Source organism: Phenylobacterium sp. Root700, assembly GCF_001429025.1.
Lineage (GTDB): Bacteria > Pseudomonadota > Alphaproteobacteria > Caulobacterales > Caulobacteraceae > Phenylobacterium.
Genome location: NZ_LMHT01000034.1, coordinates 200,873 through 224,324, shown reverse-complemented (window position 1 = coordinate 224,324; position 23,452 = coordinate 200,873). Strand labels below are relative to the sequence as shown.

23 protein-coding genes and 1 riboswitch are annotated in these 23,452 nt (G+C 68.3%); of the genes, 11 read left to right on the top strand and 12 right to left on the bottom strand.

All coding sequences use genetic code 11. The annotated features are described in order from the left end of the window. Positions 1-7 precede the first annotated feature (7 nt). The 3 genes from ASE02_RS18820 to ASE02_RS18810 all read left to right on the top strand — a co-directional run bounded on the left by ASE02_RS18820 (position 8) and on the right by ASE02_RS18810 (position 5,362). Positions 8-1,798, top strand: a complete 1,791-nt coding sequence (locus ASE02_RS18820; protein WP_056736254.1) for a cation:proton antiporter — start codon at positions 8-10, stop codon at positions 1,796-1,798. Positions 1,799-2,274: 476 nt separating this feature from the next. Next, complete coding sequence (locus ASE02_RS18815; RefSeq protein ID WP_056736252.1) at positions 2,275-3,450, top strand: OmpA family protein; 1,176 nt, start codon at positions 2,275-2,277, stop codon at positions 3,448-3,450. 127 nt (positions 3,451-3,577) lie between these two features. Next, positions 3,578-5,362: an SLC13 family permease gene (locus ASE02_RS18810; protein WP_056736250.1), complete on the top strand. Its 1,785-nt coding sequence runs from the start codon at positions 3,578-3,580 to the stop codon at positions 5,360-5,362. Here ASE02_RS18810 and ASE02_RS18805 read toward each other — a convergent pair. Beyond that, positions 5,359-6,093 (bottom strand): carbon-nitrogen hydrolase family protein, encoded by a 735-nt coding sequence (locus ASE02_RS18805; RefSeq protein ID WP_056736248.1) that lies wholly within the window; start codon positions 6,091-6,093, stop codon positions 5,359-5,361. The genes ASE02_RS18810 and ASE02_RS18805 overlap by 4 nt on opposite strands. A gap of 136 nt (positions 6,094-6,229) precedes the next feature. Between ASE02_RS18805 and ASE02_RS18800 the strand changes: the two genes are divergently transcribed. Continuing rightward, positions 6,230-6,934, top strand: a complete 705-nt coding sequence (locus ASE02_RS18800) for an FABP family protein (RefSeq protein WP_056736246.1) — start codon at positions 6,230-6,232, stop codon at positions 6,932-6,934. Here the strand turns inward: ASE02_RS18800 and ASE02_RS18795 are convergent. The 3 genes from ASE02_RS18795 to ASE02_RS18785 form a co-directional block, all read right to left on the bottom strand. Continuing rightward, positions 6,931-7,680, bottom strand: coding sequence for an SDR family oxidoreductase (locus ASE02_RS18795; protein ID WP_056736245.1), 750 nt, complete (start codon positions 7,678-7,680; stop codon positions 6,931-6,933). The genes ASE02_RS18800 and ASE02_RS18795 overlap by 4 nt on opposite strands. Then, positions 7,664-8,269 carry a TetR/AcrR family transcriptional regulator gene (locus ASE02_RS18790; protein ID WP_056736243.1) on the bottom strand — a complete coding sequence of 202 codons (606 nt, stop codon included), beginning with the start codon at positions 8,267-8,269 and terminating at the stop codon, positions 7,664-7,666. The genes ASE02_RS18795 and ASE02_RS18790 overlap by 17 nt, the downstream gene beginning before the upstream one ends. Positions 8,270-8,374: 105 nt before the next feature. Then, positions 8,375-8,749: a YkvA family protein gene (locus ASE02_RS18785; protein WP_056736241.1), complete on the bottom strand. Its 375-nt coding sequence runs from the start codon at positions 8,747-8,749 to the stop codon at positions 8,375-8,377. Positions 8,750-8,981: 232 nt separating this feature from the next. Between ASE02_RS18785 and ASE02_RS18780 the strand changes: the two genes are divergently transcribed. Next, entirely contained in the window at positions 8,982-9,164 is a 183-nt protein-coding gene (locus ASE02_RS18780; protein ID WP_056736239.1) for a hypothetical protein, read from the top strand. Between the two features lie 15 nt (positions 9,165-9,179). Here the strand turns inward: ASE02_RS18780 and ASE02_RS18775 are convergent, their stop codons facing one another. The 4 genes from ASE02_RS18775 to ASE02_RS18760 all read right to left on the bottom strand — a co-directional run bounded on the left by ASE02_RS18775 (position 9,180) and on the right by ASE02_RS18760 (position 14,011). Next, positions 9,180-10,259 carry a sensor histidine kinase gene (locus ASE02_RS18775; RefSeq protein WP_056736237.1) on the bottom strand — a complete coding sequence of 360 codons (1,080 nt, stop codon included), beginning with the start codon at positions 10,257-10,259 and terminating at the stop codon, positions 9,180-9,182. A 104-nt stretch (positions 10,260-10,363) separates the two neighbouring features. Next, complete coding sequence (locus ASE02_RS18770; protein WP_056736235.1) at positions 10,364-11,536, bottom strand: carboxynorspermidine decarboxylase; 1,173 nt, start codon at positions 11,534-11,536, stop codon at positions 10,364-10,366. A 14-nt stretch (positions 11,537-11,550) separates the two neighbouring features. Then, on the bottom strand, positions 11,551-12,756 hold the full coding sequence (locus ASE02_RS18765; RefSeq protein ID WP_056736233.1) for a saccharopine dehydrogenase family protein: 1,206 nt from the start codon (positions 12,754-12,756) through the stop codon (positions 11,551-11,553). A gap of 289 nt (positions 12,757-13,045) precedes the next feature. Next, positions 13,046-14,011, bottom strand: coding sequence for an SDR family NAD(P)-dependent oxidoreductase (locus ASE02_RS18760; RefSeq protein WP_056736231.1), 966 nt, complete (start codon positions 14,009-14,011; stop codon positions 13,046-13,048). Positions 14,012-14,128: 117 nt separating this feature from the next. Between ASE02_RS18760 and ASE02_RS18755 the strand changes: the two genes are divergently transcribed. Continuing rightward, positions 14,129-14,707: a TetR/AcrR family transcriptional regulator gene (locus tag ASE02_RS18755; RefSeq protein WP_056736229.1), complete on the top strand. Its 579-nt coding sequence runs from the start codon at positions 14,129-14,131 to the stop codon at positions 14,705-14,707. A gap of 50 nt (positions 14,708-14,757) precedes the next feature. Here ASE02_RS18755 and ASE02_RS18750 read toward each other — a convergent pair whose 3' ends face one another. Further along, on the bottom strand, positions 14,758-15,321 hold the full coding sequence (locus tag ASE02_RS18750; RefSeq protein WP_056736585.1) for a TMEM165/GDT1 family protein: 564 nt from the start codon (positions 15,319-15,321) through the stop codon (positions 14,758-14,760). Between the two features lie 16 nt (positions 15,322-15,337). After that, positions 15,338-15,522, bottom strand: a riboswitch (yybP-ykoY riboswitch). 324 nt (positions 15,523-15,846) lie between these two features. On the opposite strand from ASE02_RS18750, the gene ASE02_RS18745 reads away from it, so the two are divergent. Beyond that, positions 15,847-17,712, top strand: coding sequence for a ribonucleoside-diphosphate reductase subunit alpha (locus tag ASE02_RS18745; RefSeq protein WP_056736227.1), 1,866 nt, complete (start codon positions 15,847-15,849; stop codon positions 17,710-17,712). A gap of 130 nt (positions 17,713-17,842) precedes the next feature. On the opposite strand, the gene ASE02_RS18740 is transcribed toward ASE02_RS18745, so the two are convergent. After that, on the bottom strand, positions 17,843-18,193 hold the full coding sequence (locus tag ASE02_RS18740) for a zf-TFIIB domain-containing protein (RefSeq protein WP_056736226.1): 351 nt from the start codon (positions 18,191-18,193) through the stop codon (positions 17,843-17,845). A gap of 245 nt (positions 18,194-18,438) precedes the next feature. Between ASE02_RS18740 and ASE02_RS18735 the strand changes: the two genes are divergently transcribed. The 4 genes from ASE02_RS18735 (at position 18,439) to ASE02_RS18720 (ending at position 21,832) form a co-directional block, all read left to right on the top strand. Continuing rightward, positions 18,439-19,098: a Fe2+-dependent dioxygenase gene (locus ASE02_RS18735; RefSeq protein WP_056736223.1), complete on the top strand. Its 660-nt coding sequence runs from the start codon at positions 18,439-18,441 to the stop codon at positions 19,096-19,098. A gap of 256 nt (positions 19,099-19,354) precedes the next feature. Beyond that, positions 19,355-19,972, top strand: coding sequence for a PEPxxWA-CTERM sorting domain-containing protein (locus tag ASE02_RS22735; protein WP_056736221.1), 618 nt, complete (start codon positions 19,355-19,357; stop codon positions 19,970-19,972). Between the two features lie 241 nt (positions 19,973-20,213). Further along, positions 20,214-21,053, top strand: coding sequence for a sensor histidine kinase (locus ASE02_RS18725; protein WP_056736219.1), 840 nt, complete (start codon positions 20,214-20,216; stop codon positions 21,051-21,053). Then, on the top strand, positions 21,050-21,832 hold the full coding sequence (locus ASE02_RS18720) for a LytTR family DNA-binding domain-containing protein (RefSeq protein WP_056736217.1): 783 nt from the start codon (positions 21,050-21,052) through the stop codon (positions 21,830-21,832). The genes ASE02_RS18725 and ASE02_RS18720 overlap by 4 nt, the downstream gene beginning before the upstream one ends. Here ASE02_RS18720 and ASE02_RS18715 read toward each other — a convergent pair. After that, the gene (locus ASE02_RS18715; RefSeq protein WP_056736215.1) at positions 21,829-22,602 is read right to left on the bottom strand and encodes a GNAT family N-acetyltransferase; all 774 of its coding nucleotides are present in this window, start codon (positions 22,600-22,602) and stop codon (positions 21,829-21,831) included. The genes ASE02_RS18720 and ASE02_RS18715 overlap by 4 nt on opposite strands. An 82-nt stretch (positions 22,603-22,684) precedes the next feature. Beyond that, the gene (locus ASE02_RS18710; protein ID WP_056736213.1) at positions 22,685-23,335 is read right to left on the bottom strand and encodes a glutathione S-transferase family protein; all 651 of its coding nucleotides are present in this window, start codon (positions 23,333-23,335) and stop codon (positions 22,685-22,687) included. Positions 23,336-23,452 lie beyond the last annotated feature (117 nt).

Genomic DNA, 23,452 nt, shown 5'->3' with positions numbered 1-23,452 from the left:
AGAGCGCATGGAAGGTCACGTTTCGCCCGGCGAATACAAGGACGTCATTCTGTTCCTGGCTACCGCAGGCGTGATCGTGCCCCTGTTCCGCCGCTGGCGGATCAGCCCTATCCTCGGCTTTCTTGGCGCTGGCGTCGTGCTGGGCCCCTTCGGCCTCGGCGCGCTCAGCGCGACCTTCCCCTGGCTCGGCTACCTGACCATCGGCAATCCGCAGGAGATCGCCCAGCTCGCTGAGTTCGGCGTGGTCTTCCTGTTGTTCATGATCGGGCTGGAGCTGTCCTGGGAGCGCCTGCGCCTGATGCGCAAATGGGTGTTCGGCATGGGCGCCCTGCAGGTCACGCTCTGCCTGCTGGCCATCGCCGTCGTGGCCATGATCTTCGGCCAGCCCCCGGCCTCGGCCGCCGCCATCGGCGCGGCGCTGGGGCTGTCGTCCACCGCGGTGGTCATGCAGATCCTGACCGAGCACAAGCGGCAGCACTCGCCGGCCGGCCGGGCGACCTTCTCGGTGCTGCTGTTCCAGGATCTGGCCGTCGCGCCGATCCTGGTGACCCTGGCCATCCTCGGACGCGGCGGCGACGGGGAGGGGTTCTCGCCCAAGCTGCTGCTGGCCTTCGCCCCGGCCGCGATCGGGGTGATGCTGATCGTCGCCTTTGGACGCCTGCTGCTGCGGCCGATGCTGAAGTCGGTGGCCCGCGCCAAGAGCGAAGAGCTGTTCATGGCCGCCTGCCTGCTGGTGGTGATCGGGGCCGGGCTGGTCAGCGCCCTGACCGGCCTGTCGATGGCCCTGGGGGCCTTCATCGCCGGCCTGCTGCTGGCCGAGACCGAGTATCGCCACGAGGTCGAGGTCACGATCGAGCCCTTCAAGGGACTGTTGCTCGGCCTGTTCTTCCTGTCGGTCGGCATCGGCCTGGACGTTTCGCTGCTGGCGGCCAAGCCGCTGCTGATCCTGGGCATCGCGCTCGGGCTGGTGACGCTGAACGCCACCGTCGTGTTCGGGCTCGGCCGGCTGTTCGGCCTCACCTCGCGCGGGGCGATAGAGGCCGGGCTGCTGCTCGCCGGCGGCGGCGAGTTCGCCTACGTCATCCTGGCCTCGGCCATGGGCGAGGGGATCGTGCCGCGAGGTCTGGGTCAGATGGTGCTGGTCTCCTCGACCATCTCGATGATGTGCATCCCGGTGCTGGCGGCGCTGGGGCTGAAGCTTGGCGGTCGCAAGGTCGGCGGCCAGGGCCTGTCGCCCGAACCCGTGATGCCTGAGGACGCCCTCGACGCCCCGAAGGTCCTGGTGGTCGGCTATGGTCGTGTTGGGCGGCTGGTCGGCGACATGCTGCATCGGCACGACATCGCCTGGGTCGCCGCCGAGCGCGACCCCCGGCTGGTCGAGGGCGCGCGTCACGCCGGCGAGGCGATCTTCTTCGGCGACGCCTCGCGGCCCGAGTTCCTGAAACGCTGCGGCCTGGAGAACGCCTCGGCCCTGGTGGTGACCATGGACGCGCCCGACGGGGTGGAGGCGATCGTCGCCACGGCGCGGGCCATGCGGCCCGACCTGACCATCGTCGCCCGGGCCCGCGACGCCCGCCAGGCGGCGCGGCTTTATGAGCTGGGCGCCACCGACGCCGTGCCCGAGACCGTCGAGGCCAGCCTGCAACTCTCGGAGGCGGTGCTGGTCGAGATCGGCGTGCCGATGGGGCTGATCATCGCCTCGATCCACGAGCGTCGCGACGAGTTCCGCAAGGCGCTGAACCGGCCCGAGGCGCTGGGAGGGCGCATGCGTCGTTATCGGCGAACGCAAGAAAGCTGAAGCTATTTGGGAACTAAGGTGCGGAGTCGACGTTGAGGCCTCGAGGGAAGCGAGGACTCGCGTCCTGGGCGAGGGGCTGAATGTCTTCTGAGGTGTGTGAAGATTTGACGGCGTACACTGGGCTTGGCTCGGTGACGGCGCCCGTGGTCGCCTCCCCTTTACAAGTTTTTACAAAGACTTCGATTGACCAGAGCGTTCACCTAGGGTTAGCGACTCAGGGTAAGATCAAAGTCTTGATAACGAGATTCGGCTCCGTCACGCGCCCCAGGCGTGTGGTTGGAAAGCCGGACGGGAGATGTGTCTCTCGCCCCGAAGTTGATCGCGGAGGGGAAGAATGTGTAACGTCCTGGGGTGCTTCGGGGGTTGTGGCGAATTGGCGACGGTGTTGCCTTGGCGACACTTTCGTAATGCTTCGGCCTTGATATAACAGCGCTGGGTCATTTGGCCGCAGCAGAGGGCAAGAGAGGGCTCTGAATATGAAATTCAAACTCCTAGCGGGGGCCGCCCTCGCTGCGGTGTTCGCCGCGTCTGGCGCGTCCGCGCAAGACGCCGGCTGGTACGGCGCGGTCGATCTTGGCTATCACCTGCCGGAAGGCATTGAAGCTGAATCGTCCAACAACGCCGCCAACGGCAATCCCTATCACTGGGACTTCGGTCAAGAAGACGACTGGGTTGGTTTTGCTCGTCTCGGCTATCAGCTGAACGAACATTGGCGCGTGGAACTCGAAGGCGGCTACCGTCCGGGCGACATCGAGTCGATCCGCGGCAACGCCAACAACTCCATCGTCGGTCTCTGCACGCCGGGCGTCATCCGCACCGCGGCTGCTCCGAACTGCGGCTCGCCCTCGGGTGAGATCGAAGCCTGGACCGTCCTCGGCAACGTGATCTATGACATCGCCCCCGGCGCGGTCATTAATCCGTTCATCGGCGCCGGTATCGGCATCAACCACGTCAAGGTGAAGTCGGTCGGCCAATTCTCGACCGTGACCTCCGGCGCGGCCCACCAGAACCTGACCATCGACGACGATGACACGGCTCTGGCTTGGCAAGTGCTGGCCGGTCTGGCCTGGCGCGCGACGGACCGTCTGAACGTCGACCTGACCTACCGTTACCTCGGTGGTTCGGATCTCGACTTCGCGTCGGTCGGTTCGGGCGCTCTGCAACCGGGCGTCTTCTCGGGCGAATATCGGGACCAATCGGTGACCGTCGGTCTCCGTTACTCCTTCGCGGCTCCGCCGCCCCCGCCGCCTCCGCCCCCGCCGCCCCCGCCGCCTCCTCCGCCCCCGCCTCCTCCCCCGCCGCCTCCGCCGGCGTATGAGGCCAAGCAATTCATCGTCTACTTCCCGTTCGATCAGTACGTGCTGACGCCGGAAGCCCAGACGGTGGTTCAGGAAGCTGCGAACTACGCGACGAGCGGCAACGCCACCCGCGTGATCGTGGTCGGCCACACCGACACCTCGGGCTCGAACGCCTACAACGTCCGCCTGTCGGAACGCCGCGCTAAGGCCACCGCCGACGCGCTGGTCGGTCTCGGCGTCGGTCAATCGGCGCTGCAAGTCGACTGGAAGGGCGAAACGCAACTCGCCGTTCCGACCGCTGACGGCGTGAAAGAACCGCTGAACCGCCGCTCGACGATCGACATCAACTTCTAAGATATCGATCTTCGGCGATCAGCCGATCTAGCGAAGAGCCCGGCCGAAAGGCCGGGCTCTTTTGCGTTCGGGCGCAGCCTTCCGCGCCCGCTTGCGTTCTTCAGGCTCGACCAGGCGAGGGGCGTGAATGACGTTGCAACAGGGGCTGGCCTTCGGGCTGATCGGCCTCACCATCGCGGCCTTCGTCTGGGGTCGGTTCCGCTACGACGTGATCGCGCTGTGTGCCCTGCTGGCCGGCGTGGTGATCGGCGTGGTTCCGGCCAAGAGCGCCTTTGACGGCCTCTCCAACGACATCACCATCATCATCGGCGCGGCCCTGGTGGTCAGCGCCGCCTTCGCCAAGTCCGGGATCGTCGAGGCCGCGCTCCGCCCGCTGATTCCGCATCTCAAGACCGAGCGCAGCCAGGTCCCGGTGCTGACCGCCGCCGTCACCCTGCTGTCGACGGCGACCAAGAACGTCGGGGCTCTGGCCATCCTGATGCCGGTCGCCCTGCAACTGTCGCGGCGCACCGGCTCCTCGCCCTCGCGCCTGCTGATGCCCATGGCCTTCGGGGCCATGCTGGGCGGCGTCGTCACCCTGGTCGGCACCGCACCGAACATCATCGTCTCCCAGGTGCGCGAGGAGATCCTCGGCAAGCCGTTCGGCATGTACGACTACACGCCCGTCGGCCTGGCCCTGGCGGTGATCGGCCTGGTGTTCCTCGCCTTCGCCTACCGCATTCTGCCCAAGGACCGCGAACCGGCCGCCAATATTGAGGCCGCGCTCGCCGCCAACGCCTATTTCACCGAGGTCGAGGTCCCCGAGGACTGGTCGGCGGCCAATTCGCGGGTCGCCGACCTGCACGCCCTGGCCCACGGCGAGGCCCAGGTGATGCTGCTGCTGCGCAAGGGCCGCCGCCGCGCCCGGCCGCACGCCAGCATCAAGGTGCTGCCCGGCGACGTGCTGTTGCTGCAGGGCGAGCCCCAGGCCTTGGACGAGTTGATCCGCCGCGCCAAGCTGCGCCTGATCCGATCCGACCGGCCGGTGGCCATGGAGCAGCCCAGCGACGAGGTGCGGGTGGTCGAGGCGGTGATCTCGGCTGAGTCGGCGCTGATCGGCCGCTCGGCCCAGCAGAGCGACCTCTACGGTCAGCACAGCATCAACCTGCTGGCGGTCAGCCGCGCGGGCTACAGCCTGAAACAGCACATCAGCCGCGTGCGCCTGCGGGCCGGCGACGTGATCGTCCTGCAGGGCGGCGAGCGCAGCCTGCCCGGCGCGCTCTCCACGCTCGGCCTGCTGCCGCTGGCCGAGCGTGAGGTCCGGCTGGGCGGCATCCGCCGCACCGTCGCGCCGGCCCTGATCCTCGCCGCCGCGATGGTGTTGGTCGCCTTCCAGATCGCGCCGGTGGCCATCGCCTTCTTCGGGGCCGCCGTGGTGATGATCATGATCGGCTCGATCCGCATGCGCGAGGTCTACGCCGCCATCGACGGGCCGTTGATCGTGCTGATCGCCGCCCTGATCCCGGTGTCCGAAGCCATCCAGACCACCGGCGGCGCCGACCTGATCGGCGCCTGGCTGTCGATGATCTTCAAGGACCAGTCGCCGATGATCGCGCTGGTCTCGATCATGGCCGTGGCCATGGCCGCCACGCCGTTCCTCAACAACGCCGCCACCGTGCTGATCGTGGCCCCGGTCGGGGCCAGCCTGGCGCAGAAGCTGGGGCTCAATCCCGACCCGTTCCTGATGGCGGTGGCGGTCGGCGCGGCCAGCGATTTCCTCACCCCCATCGGCCACCAGTGCAACACCCTGGTCATGGGGCCGGGCGGCTACCGGTTCGGCGACTACGCCAAGCTGGGCGCCCCGCTCACCGTCCTGGTCCTGGTCCTAGGCGCGCCCCTGATCGCCCATTTCTGGCCGCTGACGGCGCGCTAAAGCGGAAGGTCGAAGACCAGCAGTCCGGGCTGCTCCAGCGGCAGCTGCGCCGCCACCTCGCCGGCTGGGTCCAGCACCGCGGTCGGTCCCCAGGAAATCCGCCCGTCCCGCTCGCCAATCACGTCGGCCGAGATCAGCCACAGGCCGGTCTCGCGGCATCGCTCGCCGCGCGCGGGGTTGTGCAGCTGCTTCCACCGCTCCGCCGTCTGCCGCGCCATCATGTTGTTGGCCGGGCAGACGATCAGGGCCGCGCCGCCGCCTGCGACCTTCGCCGCCGCCTGCGGGAAGTTCATGTCGTAGCAAATGTTGATTCCGAACCGCAGGCCCCCGACCTCGAACACCGGGCTGTCGTCTCCGGCCGCGAACGCCGCCTCGCCGCCCAGCAGATGCGCCTTGCGATAGCGCCCGACCAGCACGCCGCGATCCACCACCACGGCGGTGTTGTAGAGCCGTCCGTCCGCCACCTCGATCAGTCCCATGACGATCATCGGCCCGGCCTTGGGCGCCTGGTCCAGCACCGCCGCGAAGGCGGGCGAGGCGAGGTCGAGCGCATGACGCCGCGCCGGTTCCTCCGTCGTCAGATAGCCCTGCAGAAAGCCCTCGGGAAACACCAGCAGCGCCGCGCCCTGCGCCTGCGCCCGCCCGGCGACCTCCACCGCATAGGCCAGCGCCGCGGGGACATCCTCCCGGAACTCAGGCGTCTGGGCGGCGGCGATCCTGATGGTCGGCATGGCGGCTTTCGCTCCCCGCCGGGGAGCCGGCCTTGCGGATGATCGCGCGCCGCCCGCCGTCTGGAAAGCCTCGAAGCTTGACGACAGGGGACATCCCGATAGAGCCACTATCGGGTTTGGCTCGAGCACGGACGCAATGATCAACTTCCCTGACGACATCTTCAGCGAGCCGGCGGACGTCGATCCGGACACCCTGGCCAATCTGGGTCCGCTGACGCGGCTGGCCGGCGTGTGGGAGGGACGCAAGGGCGTCGACCTGAACCCCAAGGCCGATGGGCCTGAGCAGCGCGACTATCTCGAGCGCATCGAGATGCAACCCATCGACCCCCAGGCGAACGGGCCGCAGCTCTTCTACGGGCTGCACTATCACGTCCACATCGTCGCCTCGGACGAGGACACCACCTTCCACGACCAGGTCGGCTACTGGCTGTGGGAACCGGCCACCGGGCTGATCATGCAGACCCTCGCCATCCCGCGCGGCCAGGTGGCCCTGGCCAGCGGCCGCGCCTCGCCGGACGGGTCCGGCCTGCTGGTCCGCGCCGACCGGGGTGGTCCAGGCTACGGGATCTGTTCGACCGACTTCCTCGAATGGGCGTTCCGCACCGACTCTTACGAACTCGACCTGCGCTTCAACGCCGACGGCGGCTGGTCCTACGTGTCGACGACCATGCTCCAGGTCCGCGGCCGCGACGAACCCTTCCGCCACGTGGACAAGAACACGCTCACCAAGGTCGCCGAGCCCCGGCCCAACCCCTCGGCGCGGATCGCGGCGGGCAAGGCGACCCTGGCCCAGGCGCACGGCTTCACCACCATCGGCGGCGGGGCGGGCAAGGGCGACTAGCCCCTGCGCATCATCGCCTCGCCCAGGCCCGGCGCCACCCGCATGAGCATGGGCAGCAGCTTGGCGCGCGCGACATAGACCTCGTCGCGGTCCGCCTTGATCCCCGTGATGATCTCGGCCGCGGCCTGGGCGGGGCTGATCTTGCCGGCGCCGCGTCCGGCGGTCATGTCGGTGTCGACCAGCGGCATGATCGCCTCGGTCACCTGCACATGGGGCGCGCCGTCCTCGCACTGATAGCGCAGCGCCTTGGTGAAGCTGCGCACCGCCGCCTTGGTGGCGCAGTAGACCGGCGAGGAGGTCTTGGGCGCCAGGGCCAGGCCGCTGGTCACATTGATGATCGCCGCCGAGGGCTGGCGGCGCAGGTGGGCGAGCAGGCCCGTCGAGACCGTGACGACGGCCTCGAAGTTCAGCGAGATCTCGGCGCGCAGGGCCGGCCGCATCGCCTCGCTGTCCTCGCGCGGGAAGTCGGTCAGGGTCTGGGCGCCGGCGTTGTTCACCACCACCGACAAGGTCGGATAGCGGGCCGGCAGGTCGCGGACGAAGGCGTCTGTCGCCAGGGGATCGGACAGGTCGACGGCCCAGCCGTGGATCTGGCTGGGATGGGAGATCTCCAGATGGGCGAGGCGGGCCTGGTCGCGGCCGGCGACCACGACCCGCGCGCCCTCGGCGACGAACTGCCGCGTCAGCTCCAGCCCGATGCCCCGGGCGCCGCCGGTGACCAGGATCGTCCTACCGTTCAGTTGCATCGTGATCCGGCCCGGGCTTTTCGCCGAACACCAGCCCGATCAGCGCCCGCGCCGCGCCGGGGTCGGGCGGGACTTGCCGCACCAGCAATTGGAAAAACGGCGCGCCCATCAGCAGGTCGAGCATCAGGCCGGTGTCGGCGCCGGCGGGCGCCAGGCCCTGGCGCTTGGCCTCCTCCACCAGTGGGCGCAGCGCGCTGTGCTCGCGCATCCCGGCGTTGACCGTCTCCATGGCGCCCGCCAGTTCCGGCTCGTGCGCGGCATGGGAGATCACCGCGGTGATCGCCCCGCCCAGCGGCCCCTGCGACAGCGCGGTCATCTTGGCTTCAAGGATGCGGGCCATGTCCTCGCGCACGTCTCCGGTCCGCGTCGAGGCGGCGTGCGCGTCGCGCAGGCCCTGCAGCACGGCCTGCGCGACCAGCGCCGCCTTGCTGGGCCAGCGGCGATAGACCGTGGCCTTGCTGGCGCGCGCCGCCGCCGCGACGTCGGCGGTGCTCATCCCGTCATAGCCGCGCTCGGCCAGCAGCCGCAGGGTCGCGGCCAGGATAGTCGCGGTCGCATCCTCGTCGCGCGGCCGGCCGGGAGATTTCATTTCGGTACTCATGAGTACCAAGCTGGGCGTGAAAATGAGTACCGTCAAGTACCCATCCTGGATTTGAGGGCGTCGGTGGACTTGTCCTGTCGCCGCGAGGGTTGGTTAGCGGGCCTTCCGCCAGAACCACGCTGCGATGAACACCAATCCGACCAACCACAGCCCGACCATGAGGGCGGCGACGTAGAGATTTTTGGGTCTGTCGGTCGAAACGGCTTCGGCTCGAAAATCCGCCATCAAGGCGGCCGGTATCATGCGGATTGCGAGGGCGATCCCGAGCGGCACGATGACGATGTCATCGAGATAGCCAAGGATCGGAATGAAATCGGGAATCAGGTCGATTGGGCTCAACGCATAGGCCGCGACCGCACCGGCGACTATTTTCGCGGCGACGGGTGTTCGCGGACTTCTGGCGGCTATCCAGAGGGCGACCACGTCACGTTTCAGGCTTTTGGCCCATGACTTCACTCGCTCCAGCATGGCTAGGATTGTGCCTCCACGGCTGAACGTCCGCAATGGTTCGGTGGAGCGCCTGGCGCCCGCTAGCGGACTTCGTGCCGCGTCCGCTTCCGGGGCCAGGCCCTGGACATCTCGAAGATGTGCCGAAAACGCCGCGCCGCTACAAAGTCGACAACATCTTCTGCTGCAAGGCTTGTCTGAGTCACGCAGGACCACGCCCTTCGGCAGGCCTTCGCGGGACGTGGAGGGGATTATGCGTAGGATTGTCTTGGTGCTGACGGTCGCCGGCATGGCGTTCGGGCTCGCGGCGTGCGGCCACAATGTGGAACAGCGGGCGGCGACCGGCGCGGCCACCGGCCTGGTGCTCGGCGGCCCCATCGGCGCGGCGGTCGGCGCGGGCGTCGGCGTGGTGGTCAGCAAAGCCCAGGACCGGTAGCCGCCGGCCAGGGTCCTAGGCGGCGCGCGGCAGCTCCGACGTCGCGCCGCATCGCCGGATGGTCAGGGTCAGGCCCGGCGCGGCGACAACCTCCAGGCTGGCGCCCAGTTGCTTGACCAGGGCCTCGACGATCACCGTACCCAGGCCGCCCTGGCCTCGCGGCGCCTGGCCGTCGCTCTTGCCGACGCCGTTGTCGGCGACGATCAGCGTCCAGTCTTCGGCGTCTTCCCCGGCCTGGAACGTGACCAGCACCTGGGCGTCCGGGCGGGCGTCGGGGAAGGCGTATTTGAGCGCGTTGATCACCAGTTCGGTGACGATGAGGCCAAGGCTGACGGCCTTGTCCGACCCGATCTGGCCGTCGTCGGCGACGACCTTCAGGTCGATCCGCCGATCCTCGCTGACGATCGAGGCGGCGAGGCTGGAGCAGAGCTTGGTCAGGTAGGATCTGACCTCGATCCGGTCGACGCCGCCGGCGGCGTGCAGGTGCGACTGCACCTCGGCCACCGACATCACCCGCTGGTGGGCGTCGCGCAGATGGTGGCGGGTCTCGTCCGAATCCACGGCCCGCGCCTTCAGCAGCAGGATGCTGGCGATGATCTGCAGGCTGTTGGCCACCCGATGCTGCATCTCCTGCAACAGCACCTGCTGGTGCGTCAGCAGCTCGTCGGTCCGGACCTGCAGTTCCGCTTTTTCCTGCTCGATCAACCGCCGGGCGGTGACGTCGGTGAAGGCCAGCAGGATGGTGGCGTCGGCGCTGGTCTCGTAGAGCACCTTGCGGGCGTTCAGCAGCATCTTGCGCCGGCCCAAGCCCGGGAAGTCGTGATCGACCTCGAAGCCGTCCATCGCCGTTCGCTCGGGAATGATCGTCTCGAGCAGCAGGCGCAGGGCCGGGATGTTCCACTGCCCGTCGCCCAGCGAATAGAGCAGGCGCCCGATGGTGTGCTCGGGAACGACCTGGAAGGTTTCGTAGAAGGCGCGGCCGGCGGCCAGGACGCGAAGCTGGGCGTCGAGCACCAGCAGCGGCTCATGAATGGTGTCGACGATCGCCTGCGCCAGGGTCTGGGCGTCTTCGATCGTCTTGAGCAGGCTCGTCATGGCTGGGATCCGGGGCGCGAGCACGGGACGTCGCGGTCGGCGTCCCGTTGGGCGCCCAGGCCAAGCTTACGCCTATTGCGGCGCGGAGTCGTGGCTGACGCGCTTTAGGAGAGCCGGTCGCGGAAGTCCGTATAGTCGAACTGGCGGACCAGCCGCAGGTCGTCGGTCTCGCTGTTCCACAGCGCGATCGCCGGCAGCGGCACGCCGTTGAAGGTGTTGGTCTTGACCATCGAATAGTGCGCCTGGTCCAGGAAGGCGATGCGCGTGCCCGGCGTGGGCGGCGCGGCGAAGACGTAGTCGCCGATGATGTCGCCGGCCAGGCAGGACGGCCCGCCGATCCGCACCGCGACGCCGCCTGTGCTCTCGTTCAGCATCGCCGGTCGATAGGGCGCCTCGATGACGTCGGGCATGTGGCAGGTGGCCGAGATGTCGGTGATGGCCACGCTCACCGAATTGTCGAAGGTGTCGAGGATCTCGCCGACCAGGATGCCGGCGTCCAGCGCGATGGCCTCGCCCGGTTCCAGATAGACCTCGACCCCGTGGCGCTCGGTGATCTGGCGCAGCAGGGCGACCAGGTCCTCGCGTTGGTAATCGGCGCGGGTGACGTGATGGCCCCCGCCCAGGTTCAGCCACTTCAGCTGCGGCAGCATCCCCGCGAGCTTGGGCTCCAGTCCGGCCCAGATCCGGGCCAGCGGCGCGAAGTTCTGTTCGCACAGGGCGTGGACGTGCAGGCCGTCGACGCCGTCCAGGTGCTCGGGGCGCAACTGCGACACCGGGAAGCCGAGCCGCGAGCCGGCCTGGCACGGATCGTACTTCTCGACCTCCGATTCGCTCTGCTCGGGGTTGAGGCGCAGGCCGATCTCGAACACCTGGCCGTCGGCGCGCGCCGCGGCGATCTCGTCCTTGAACCGCGCCAGCTGGGCCGGCGAGTTGAAGATCACCGTGTCGGACAGCGCCAGGATCTCGGCCATGTCCTCTCGCTTATAGGCCGGCGAATAGGTGGTCAGCTCGCCGGCATAGTGCTCGCGCGCGAGCCGCGCCTCCCACAGTCCCGAGGCGCAAACGCCGTCGAGATATTCGCCCACGACGCCGGCCAGCGACCACATGGAGAACGCCTTGAGCGCCAGCAGCACCTTGGCGCCGCCGCGCTCGCCGACATCCTTGAGGACGGCCAGATTGCGCCGCACCGCCGCCTCGTCGACGACGAAACAGGGCGAGGGCGTGCGGCCCAGGTCGAAACGAGCAAATGCGCCTGGGCCGGCGGCTTGGGTTTCCATGGTCGCGGGATCGATCAGAAGGCGAGGGGGGAGGGCAGTTCCTTGACCTGCCAGGGCAGACCGTGCCGGTTCAGCATGTCCATGAACGGATCGGGATCGAGCTGCTCCATGTTGAACACGCCCGCGCCCTTCCACTGGCCGGTTAGCATCAGCGCCGCGCCGATCATCGCCGGAACGCCGGTGGTGTAGCTGACCGCCTGGCTGCCGGTCTCGGCGTAGGCGCTCTCGTGGTCGCAGACATTGTTGACGTAGACCGTCTTCTGCTGGCCGTCCTTCTGGCCGGTCGCGATGGTCCCGATATTGGTCTTGCCCCGCGTCGTCGGCCCCAGCGAGGCCGGCTCGGGCAGCAGCGCCTTGAGGAACTGCAGCGGGATGATCTCGCGGCCTTCGAACATCACCGGATCGATCCGGGTCATGCCGACGTTCTGCAGCACTTCCAGGTGCTTGAGATAGGCGTCGCCGAACGTCATCCAGAAGCGGATGCGTTTGATCTCCGGGTAGAACTTGGCCAGGGACTCCAGCTCCTCATGGTACATGAGGTACATGTTGCGCGGGCCGACCTGATCGAAGTCGAAGCTCTGCTTCTGGGCCAGGGCCGGCCCCTCCACCCATTGGCCGTTCTCCCAGTGCCGCGACGGCGCGGTCACTTCGCGGATGTTGATCTCGGGATTGAAGTTGGTGGCGAACGGATGGCCGTGGTCGCCGCCGTTGCAGTCCAGGATGTCCAGGGTGTCGATCTGGTCCAGCAGGTGCTTGCGGGTGTAGGTCGTGAACACCGAGGTCACGCCCGGATCGAAACCGCAGCCGAGCAGGGCCATCAGCCCGGCGTCCTTGAAGCGGTCCTGATAGGCCCACTGCCAGCTGTATTCGAACTTGGCCTCGTCGCGCGGCTCGTAGTTCGCGGTGTCGAGATAGTTCACGCCGGCCTCCAGGCAGGCGTCCATGATCGCCAGGTCCTGATAGGGCAGGGCCAGATTGACCACCAACTGCGGCTGCACGGCCTTGATCAGCGCCACGGTCGCGCTGACGTCGTCGGCGTCGAGCGCGGCGGTGTCGATGGTCACGCCGGTGCGGTCCTTGACCGACGCGGCGATGGCGTCGCACTTGTGCCTTCGGCGGCTCGCCAGCGTGATATGCGAGAAGACGTCGTTGTGCATCGCCATCTTGTGAACGGCCACGGAACCAACGCCGCCTGCGCCGATAACCAGCACCCTACTCATCTCTGACATTCCTAACGCTGAATAAGCTTTCGCAGCATACCGCCGCTGAGCGGCGCCAGATATCACGAGGGCGGCCGGTTCGCTAACCACCCGATGCTGAACTTCGCGCCCTGCGCGTAACTAGCGCCCCGCGACTGGGACGCTCGCTCCTTTTACTACACCTCCATGACGAATTCTCCTCTCCCCCTCTGGAGAGGGCTATCGCATATGGGCGAGGAGCCGCTTTCCTCCCCATCTTGATGGGGGAGGGGAGGAACGAGGTGGCCGATCAGGTCCGCCGCTCCTCGGTTCAGAAGCGTTCCTGAACCAGCTCCTCGCTCTTGGCCCAGAGCGCCTTGGCGTTCTCGGCGTTGATCGCGTAGGCCCGCACGCCGCCGCGAGTCGGGTTGTCGCCATCAAGGGTCTCGGCCACGTGGCAGTCCTCGCAGTAGCGCCCGCCGACCTCGTCGGCCTTGGCGACCGCGGCGGCCCAGACCGAGGTCGCCGCGCCTTGCGGTATGGTCTTGAACTCGAACGCCGCCGCGCCGCTCAGGCGATTGGCCTCGTTGATCTGCTCGATCATCCGGGCGGTGTCGTCGGCGCTCATGTGCCGGCCCAGTTCGGTATGGATACCGCCGGGGTGGATGGCCGTCGCCCGCACGCCGCGATCCTTGTGGCGCCGGTCGAACTCGACGGCGAACAGGGCGTTGGCGGTCTTGGAGCGGCCATAGGCGCCGAACGGCGTGTAGTCGGTGGTCTCGAAATTGGGGTCGTCCAGGTTCACGTCGGAGAACCGGTGGCCCGACGAGGAGAGCGCCACCAGCCGCGAGCCGGACGTCAGCAGCGGGGCCAGCCGGTTCACCAGCACGAAGTGGCCCAGGTGGTTGGTGCCGAACTGGATTTCAAAGCCGTCGGCCGTGCGGCCCAGCGGCGTGGCCATCACCCCGGCGTTGGTGATGATGATGTCGAAGGCCTTGCCGTCCGCCAGCAGGGCGTCAGCGCATGCCCGCACGCTGGCCAGGTCGGCCAGGTCGAGCTCGACCAGCTCCAACGCGCCGCCGTGGGCGGCCTGGTCCCGCACCGCCTGCGTGGCGCGCTCGGCCTTGGCCAGGTCGCGGGCCGCGCCCACCACATGGGCGCCGCGCGCGGCCAAGGCGCGGGCGGTTTCGACGCCGAGGCCCGCCGAGGCGCCGGTCACCAGGATCCGCTTGCCGCTCAGGTCGACGCCGGCCAGCACGTCGTCGGTTGTCGAGGTCGCTCCGAAAGGTCCGCTCATGGACTTAACTCTCCGCAAGAAAGGGGTCGTTGTCAGGGGCCGTCCCGCCCATCTATAGGAAGTGGAGGCGACCTCCGATTATATGCGGAGGCAGCCTCCGTTTTCCAAGGAGCCATCGTGAGCGTCGGGCCGGAGAAAGAGCGCAAGCCGCGCGCCGACAGCCTGCGCAATCGCGAGCAACTGCTGGAAGCCGCCAAGATCGCGTTCGCTGAGGTCGGCGCCGACGTGCCGCTGGAAGAGATCGCCCGCCGGGCCGGCCTGGGCATCGGCACCCTCTACCGCCACTTCCCGACCCGCGACGCCCTGCTGACCGCCGTCTATCGGCGCGAGGTCGATCAACTGGCCACGTCGGCCGACGCCCTGCTGGCCGCGCGCCCGGCCCTGGAGGCGCTGGAGGCCTGGCTCCACATGCTGGTCGACTACATGGCGACCAAGCGGGTGATCGCGCCGGCCCTGCGCGCCTCGTCCGGCGAGGGCGCGCAGGTCTACGCCTCCTCCGGCGCGGCGATCACCGACGCCCTGGCCAAGCTGACCCGCGCCGCCGTCGCCAGCGGCGAGGTCCTGCCGGAGATCGGACCAGAGGACGTCTACCGCGCCATGGTCGGCCTCAGCCACGGCTACGACCAGCCCGGCTGGGAGCCCAGCGCCCGCCGCCTGATCGGCGTGTTCATGGCCGGGCTGAAGGCGCCCCGTTAAGGGCGCCCCGTTCCGCCGCTACCCCGTTCCGCCGCTACCCCGCTCCGCCGCTACCCCGCGACCAGGATCCACACGCCGATGGCGGCGAACGAGGCAGCGGCCGCCCAGCGGATGTATTTCAGCGGCAGGCGGGTGGCCGCGGCCTCGCCGATCAGCACGGCCGGGACGTTGGCGATCATCATGCCCAGCGTGGTGCCGGCCGCGACCAGCAGCACCTGATGGAACTTGGCGGCCAGGGCCACCGTCGCCACCTGGGTCTTGTCGCCCATCTCCACGAAGAAGAAGGCGATCATGGTGGTGATGAACACCGAGGCGCCGGCCCGCTCGCGCGGGGCGTCGCCGTCCTCGAACTTGTCGGGAATCAGCGCCCAGCCGGCGAAGGCGATGAAGGCCAGGCCCAGCACCCACTTCATCCACGGACCTTGCAGGAATTCGCCGGCCGCCACGCCGACCATCGCGGCCAGGGCGTGGTTGCCCATCGTCGCCACCAGGATGCCGAGGATGATCGGGACCGGTTTGCGGAATCGCGCGGCGAGCAGAATCGCCAGCAGTTGAGTCTTGTCGCCAATTTCGGCGACGGCCACGAGGCCGGTTGAGACGAGGAAAGCTTCCATCGAGCAGACGTCCAGGGCGGGGTCGAGACATACCAATGGCTTTCCGCGCCGCCGACCCCGCTATGGACCGACACACGAAAGCCAAAGGTCTCGCCAAGCACTTGCTGGATACGCCATGCATCGAGCCAAAAAGGCCGTCTGCAAGTTTGTTGACGCATCCCCCGTTGGAGCTACGGGCGGCTACTCCCCAGTGACGGGGTGTGGATAGGGTGGGGATGAATGGTGGGCAAGTGAGAACGACTCGCGACTTCGTCGGCTGCGGGCATTCACATGCGCGTGAGCAGACCCCTTCCGCGTCACGAGTCGGCCTGTGGAAAACTCAAGCGCAGCAACCAGTCAAGATCGGCGTTAACCTTTCGTTAAATAAAAACTCATGGGGACGAGTGCTCATCCCCGTTGACGAGTCATTAGCCTTCATGGCCCCATATGATGCGTATCGAGGGCGGGGCTGCCACTAGATATAGCGATGGAAGCGGCCGGGCGGTGTCCCGGAGAGAAACGTCTGATAGTTATGGGTTTTGGGTCATGAGCAGCGGCGAAGCGGTAATGCGGACGGTTTCGGAAGCGACCCAGGCGGCGTCTGATCGGTCCGATCGACCGCAGCTTCAGCTCGTCCGCAAGGTCGAGGTCGACCGCTCGCGCGACGCGCTGCTGACCGACTTCGGCAAGACCACCCTGGAAGACCGCTACCTGCTGGCCGGCGAGAGCTACCAGGACATGTTCGCCCGGGTCGCCACGGCCTATGCCGACGACGCCGACCACGCCCAACGGATCTACGACTACATCTCCAACCTCTGGTTCATGCCGGCCACCCCGGTGCTGTCGAACGGCGGCGCGGGCCGCGGCCTGCCGATCTCCTGCTTCCTGAACGCGGTCGGCGACAGCCTCGGCGGCATCCAGAGCGTCTGGAACGAGAACGTCGCCCTGGCCTCCAACGGCGGTGGCATCGGCACCTACTGGGGCGGCGTGCGCTCCATCGGCGAAAAGGTGAAGGGCGCGGGCCAGACCAGCGGCATCATCCCCTTCATCCGCGTGATGGACAGCCTGACCCTCGCCATCAGCCAGGGCTCGCTGCGCCGCGGTTCGGCCGCGGTCTATCTCGACATCCACCACCCGGAGATCGAGGAGTTCCTCGAGATCCGCAAACCCTCGGGCGACTTCAACCGCAAGTCGCTGAACCTGCACCACGGCATCTCGATCACCGACGAGTTCATGGAAGCGGTCCGCGCCGGCGAAATGTTCGGCCTGCGCTCGCCCAAGGACAACGAGGTCCTGCGTGAGGTCGACGCCCGCTCGCTCTGGCAGAAGATCCTCGAGATCCGCCTGCAGACCGGCGAGCCCTACCTGATCTTCTCCGACACCGTGAACCGCTCGATGCCGCAGCATCAGCGCGAGCTCGGCCTGTCGGTGCGCCAGTCGAACCTGTGCTCGGAGATCATGCTCCACACCGGCGTTGACCACCTGGGCCACGACCGCACCGCGGTCTGCTGCCTCTCCTCGGTCAACGCCGAGAAGTTCATGGAATGGCGCGACCACCCGACCTTCATCGAGGACGTCATGCGCTTCCTCGACAACGTGCTGCAGGACTTCATCTCGAACGCTCCGGCCGACATGAAGAACGCCGCCTATGCCGCCATGCGCGAGCGTTCGGTGGGCCTGGGCCTGATGGGCTTCCACTCGTTCTTGCAGATGCAGAACGTGCCGTTCGAGAGCGCCCTGGCCAAGTCCTGGAACATGCGCCTCTTCAAGCACCTGCGCCGTCAGTGCGACGCGGCCTCGCGCGTGCTGGCCGAAGAGCGCGGCCCGTGCCCGGACGCCGCCGACCGTGGTGTGATGGAGCGCTTCAGCCACAAGCTGGCCATCGCCCCCACCGCCTCGATCTCGATCATCTGCGGCGGCACCAGCGCCGGCATCGAGCCGATCCCGGCCAACATCTACACCCACAAGACCCTGTCGGGCTCCTTCGCCGTCAAGAACCCCTATCTGGAGCGCGTGCTCGACGGGAAGGGCAAGAACACCGCCGGCGTCTGGGACACGATCTTGGAGAACGAGGGCTCGGTCCAGCACCTCGACTTCCTCAGCCAGGATGAGAAGGACGTCTACAAGACCGCCTTCGAGCTGGATCAGCGCTGGGTGATCGAACTGGCCGCCGACCGCACGCCCGACATCTGCCAGTCGCAGTCGGTGAACATCTTCCTGCCGGGCGACGTCGATAAGTGGGACCTGCACATGCTGCACTGGCAGGCCTGGGAGCGGGGCTGCAAGTCGCTCTACTACCTGCGCTCCAAGTCGGTGCAGCGCGCCGCCCACGCCGGCGGCGAGGGTATCGTCATGATGGACACCGGCCCGACCGAGCGCGTCGACTACGACGAGTGCCTGGCCTGCCAATAGGCTTAAGGGCCGCCTCGGCGGCCCGACCAACCCCGCTCATCCCGGCGAAAGCCGGGACCCATAGCAAAACGGCTCCGAGGTCATCGGAGCCGTTGACGTATCTGGGCCAGGGCGCGGTTGCGCCAGGGCCTCAGTCGAAAATGTCGAAGATCGAGTGGCGCTTCTTGCGATAGCCGCCATGGCCGTATTCGCCGCGCTCCCCGTACTCGCCGCGCTCGCCATATTCCCCGCGCTCACCGCGTTCGCCGTATCCGGTGTTCCAGGGCGTCGCCGCCTGGGGCGGCGGAGCCATGGGAGCCGGCGCAGGCGCGCTCATCCCGGGCGCCGGCGCGGGGGCTTGAGCCCCGGCGGCCATAAGCTTCTCCAACTCCCCGCGATCGAGCCACACGCCCCGGCAGGTCGGGCACATGTCAAACTGAACGCCGGCGCGGTCCACGGTCTGCATGGAGGTGTCGTCGTTGGGGCATAGGAGCAGGGGCATCGAGGCTTCCTTCTGGGCGATGGAGGCGCGACAGCTTCAGGGCCGGCCTCACGTGGCGACGTGATACGTCCGACATCGCAACCACCGACCAGGTCGGCGATCACCAGAGGGGCCCGGTCCGCGCCCACCAGATGGGAGCCCGCCGCCCGCCTGGCAAGCCCCCTCGTGGCGTTGCGGCCTTGCCGCCGCGCCTTGCGAGGTGAAAAGAGGATCGGCGCCCGGCGAGACCGACGAGGAGACGTGGCTTGATCGTTCTAGACGTGCTGGATCCGGGGCAGCTGCTCGCCGTCCAGCAAGGCCTGGCCGGCGCCCCGTTCCGTGACGGCCGCGCCACCGCCGGCGCCGCCGCTGAACGCGTGAAGCTGAACGAACAGGCTCGCGGCGACGACCCTGGCGTGATCGACCTGGCGCGCAAGGTGCGGCTCGCGCTCGAAACCCATCCCACGTTCCGAAGCCTGGTGCGGCCCGCCCGCTGGTCCAGCCTGATGTTCTCGCGCTATGGCCCAGGCCAGCAGTACGGCCTGCACGCCGATAACGCTGCTATGTACGACGACGACGGCTGGCCGCTGCGGACCGACATCAGCTTCACCCTCTTCCTGTCCGATCCGCAGACCTATGAGGGCGGCGCCCTGCTGCTGCGCGACCTGGCGGGGGACCGCGAGTTCCGGCCGGCGGCCGGTTCGGCGGTGCTCTATCCGACCGGCCAGCTGCACCGGGTCACGCCGGTCACAAGCGGCGTGCGGCTCGCCTGCGTCGGCTGGGTGCAGAGCATGATCCGCCGCGCCGACCAGCGCGAACTGCTCTTCGACCTGGAGCGCGTCCGCCGCCGCCCGGACGCCGAGGACGCCGAACTCCTGCTGGATAAGACCATCGGCAACCTGCTGCGGATGTGGGGCGAGGACTGAGAGCGCCCCTCTCCTCTCCCCGTCGGGGAGTGGCCGGGTGAGGGGCTTGCTGCGTGGCCGTCTAGACATCGGCGCCGACCCGCTGCGCGGCCCCTCACCTAACCTCTCCCGAGGGAGAGGGACGCGTCCAGCTGTCCCGTGGCGATTCTAACACGGCGAAGCCCGGCTTGGTCGAACGGCGAGGGAAGGCCGCAACCTGGGCCGCTAAACGCCCCTTGAATGGCTGGCGCGGAGTCAGCGCTTAAGGGATGCTTCGATGACCAAGTTTCAAGGCCTGGCCTTCGCTGCGGCGACGGTGGCCCTCGCCCTGGCGGCGACGCCCGCCGGCGCGGCCACCACGACCGTAATCAACTTCGACGACCTGACCGGCGTTGGTCTGGTGCAGGAGGGATATGCCGGTCTCAAATGGAGCGGCGATTTCAGTCACTACGATCTGCCGACCCCGCAATTCCCGACCGCATCGGGCCAGACCGCGATCTATGCGAACTACGCCAAGTACCAACCGGGCGCGGTGTCGGCGCCGGGCTTTGAGTTCGGCGAAGCGGTCCAGTTCAACGGCGCCTACTTCTCGGGAAATCCGGTGGGCCTCAATTTCCGCCTCTATCTGGACGGCCAGTTGGTGCACGAGACCGGCAGCTTCGCAGCCTCCGACATCGCGACCTATCTGGCGAGCGGCTACAGCGGTCTGGTCAACCGGGTCGAGGTCTTCGGCTACAGCGGCTCCTGGGTGATGGACGACCTCACCTTTACGACCGGCCTGTCCAGCGCCGTGCCCGAACCCGCGACCTGGGCGATGATGATCGTCGGTTTCGGCGCCGCCGGAAGCATGGTGCGCAGCGCGCGCCGCCGCCGCGGCGCCATCTACGCCGCCTAGTCGCGCGCGCCGCCGGGGTTTTCCGGCGCCGCCGTGATCGGTCCCAGGCGCTGGAGACGCTTCAGATAGGCCTTCAGGATGCAGGCCTTCGCATCAGGCTGCGCGGCGCACATGCGGCTCGACCTGTACCATTCCGCATGGCCTGGCTTGAGGCCGGCGTCGGCGGCGGCTGGCCGCGCGAGGCGGGCGGCGAGGGCGGCGCGGGCAGATCGCGGCGTCCATCGCGGCCCTGGTCTTTGTGATGCTGGTCGCCGCCGTGGCCTCGGGCGTCCTGAACCAGAACCTCTTCAAGATGACCGTCTCCATCAGCAACACGGTGCGCGCCCTGCCGCTATATTATGCGGTCGCCAACAACTGGCTGCTGTTCGGCTGGGTCTATCTGGTGTTCGGCGGCGGCGTCGCCGCCATCCTCTCGGCCTTCGCGGCTCAGGAGCACGAGCGCAACCTGGCCCTGGCGCGCGAGGCCGCCCAGGCGGCGCAACTCGCCGCCCTGCGGCTGCAGATCAATCCGCACTTCCTGTTCAACGCCCTCAACGCCGTGTCCGAACTGATCACCGAGGACCGCAAGGCCGAGGCCGAACTGATCGTGGCGCGTCTCTCCGACCTGTTCCGAGCCGCCTTGACCGAAACCCCGGGCAAGCTGGCGCCTCTGCACGAGGAGCTGGACGTGGTGGGCTTCTATCTCGACATCGAGAAGACCCGTTTCGGAGAGCGGCTGACCTTCGACATCGACCTGCCGGCCGACCTTCGTGATGCGCTGGTTCCCCCGTTTCTGGTGCAGCCCCTCGTGGAGAACGCCTCCAAGCACGCCGTCGCCCCCTCGAAGGGGCCGGTCACCGTCGAGCTGCGGGCCCGCAGACAGGGCGACGCCCTGGTCCTCAGCGTGGCCGATCACGGCGCCGTCGTGGTCGGGACGCAGCCCGGTTTCGGCATCGGCCTGTCGAACATCGCCGCGCGGCTGGAGGCCCTCTATGGCGCTGAAGGGCGACTGGAGGCCGGACCTGAAGTCCATGGCTTCGTCGCGCGCATCAGCCTGCCCCTTCAGTTCGCGAATGATCGGCGGGGCGAGGCGGCGGAATGAGCCTGCGCGCCCTCATCGTCGACGACGAACCGCTTGCCCAGCGCCGCCTTCGCCTGGCGCTGGAGGAGATCGCCGATGTCGAGGTCGTCGGCGTGGCGGCCGATGGCGACGAGGCCGTGTGCGAGATCGAGAGGCTGCTCCCCGAGCTGGTTTTCCTCGACGTCCAGATGCCGGGGCGCAACGGCGTGGCGATCGCCCGGGCGCTGCGCAGCCGGCCCTCGGTGCAGGTCATATTCGTCTCGGCCTTCGCCGAGTTCGCGCCGGTCGCCTTCGAGCTGGACGCCGTGGACTACCTCTTGAAGCCGATCCGCTTCGACCGTGTCCGCTCGGCCGTGGAGCGCGCTCGGCGGCGCCTCGATCTGGCCCGGACGGCGGTCAGGCTCGACGAGCTGGAACGCCAGATCGAGGAGGGGCGCCAGGGCTACGACTCCGAAATCTGGGTCAGCCAACGCGACGGGCATATGCGGGTGGCGGTTGACGCCATCCTGCGGATCGAGGCGGCGAAGGACTACGCGCTGATCCACACCGCCAGCCGCACCCACATCCAGCGCACCACGATGGCGGCGCTCGAACGGCGGCTGGACCCGGGCAAGATCATGCGGGTTCATCGCTCGTCCTTCATCCGCCTGTCCAGCGTCCGGCAGGTCCAGTGGAGCGGCCGCAACCTGCTCAGGCTCCATGCCGAGGATGGCGCCATCGTCGAGGTCGGCGCGAGCTATAGCCGCTTGGTCGTGCTGGCCCTGGGACTCGAAACCGCCTCCTCGGCGAGCCGAGCCTAGCGATCCACCTGGGGTGCTTGGTCGAGCAGCCAGGCCGACAGCTCGGCGATCGGCTCGAAGCCGAGGCTGGCATAGAGCGGCCGGCCCGCCTCGCTGGCGCTCAGGTGGAAGCGCTCCACGCCGCGGCGTCGATAGTCCTCGATCACCTGGGTCAGCAGCGCGCGGCCCATGCCCTGGCGTTGGTGCTCCGGCGGCGTGGCCATGAGCGAGATCCCCGCCGTATTTCCCGTCGGCGTCACCGAGACCGCGCTCATCGGTCCGGCCTCGCCCCAGGCGATATAGGTCTCCACGCCGGCGGTCGGCGTGATCACCACATCGATGCACCGGGCGATGGCGTCGCGGGGCGAGTCGAAGGCGGCGGCGACCAGATCGCCGGCGATGGCGACCAGCTCAGGCCCCAGCGCGCGGGCGACCTTCACGGGGCGGCCCGGCGCAACCTCCGTCCCTGCGCGCAGCACCATCAGCGGCGCCGCGCCCACGGGCGTCAGGCCCAGCTCCGCCGCGACCGGCGCCAGGGCCGGCGCCACACGAGGGCTCATCATCGCCAGCAGCGGCAGCCCGCGCGCCCTGGCCCGCGCCACCGACCGGGTGAGGAAGCCCTCGGCGCCTGGATCGTCGCCCAGGGTCAGCATGTTGAAGTCGGCCAGCGGCTCGCCGGTCAGGCCCAGGATGCAGCTTCGCGTCATGGTCAGCTCGACTCCCGGCACGCCCGCCATCTGGGCGACCAGCGCGCGCACGCAGAGGCAGATCAGCTCTTCGGTCTCATCCATCGCTCTCGCCCCCGCGCTTGGCCCTGGTCCAGCTTGCCACAACGCCGCCAAAGCCGCCCCAACGAACGGCGTCGGACCACCCTCAGCGGCTCGAGGCGGCGGTGAAGACCGCCAACTGGTCGTCGAAGGCGCGCTGGTAGGCGGGCCGCGCCTCGCCCCGGGCGATGTAGGCGCAGAGGGTTGGATATTCCTCCAGCAAGCCCGATCCGTCCAACCGGCGCAGCACGCTCACCATCATCAGGTCGCCGGCGCTGAACGCGCCATCCAGCCAGTCGGCCTCGCCAAGGTGGCGGGACAGCTCGCCCAGCCGGTGGCGGACGCGATCCTCAAGCATGGGCAGGCGGGCCTCATGCCAGGGCTTGTCGCGCTCCAGCAGCACCGCGAACGAGCGATCGACGATCGGCGGCTCCACCGTACTGAGCGCGGCGAACATCCAGGTGATCGCGCGCGCGCGGGCGTTCGCGTCCTTCGGCAACAGGCCGCCATGGCGCTGGGCGATATGGAACACGATGGCGCCGGACTCGAACAGGGCCAGGTCGCCCTCCTCATAGGTCGGGATCTGGCCGAAGGGATGCAGCGCCAGATGGGCGGGCTCTTTCATCGCCTTGAACGACACCAGCCGCACCTCGTAGGGCTGGCCCACCTCCTCAAGCGCCCAGCGCACGCGCATGTCCCGCGCCAGGCCCCGGCCGCGGTCGGGTGAACTTTCAAAGGCGGTGATGGTGGGGCTCATAGCGCGGCTCCCGGCGACGGCATGACGCGGGTCAGCATGACACGGGCGATGGCGGTGATCTTGGGCATTGTCTTCCTCCAGGGGCTTCCTATCCCAAGGACGAACGACCAGGCGGCT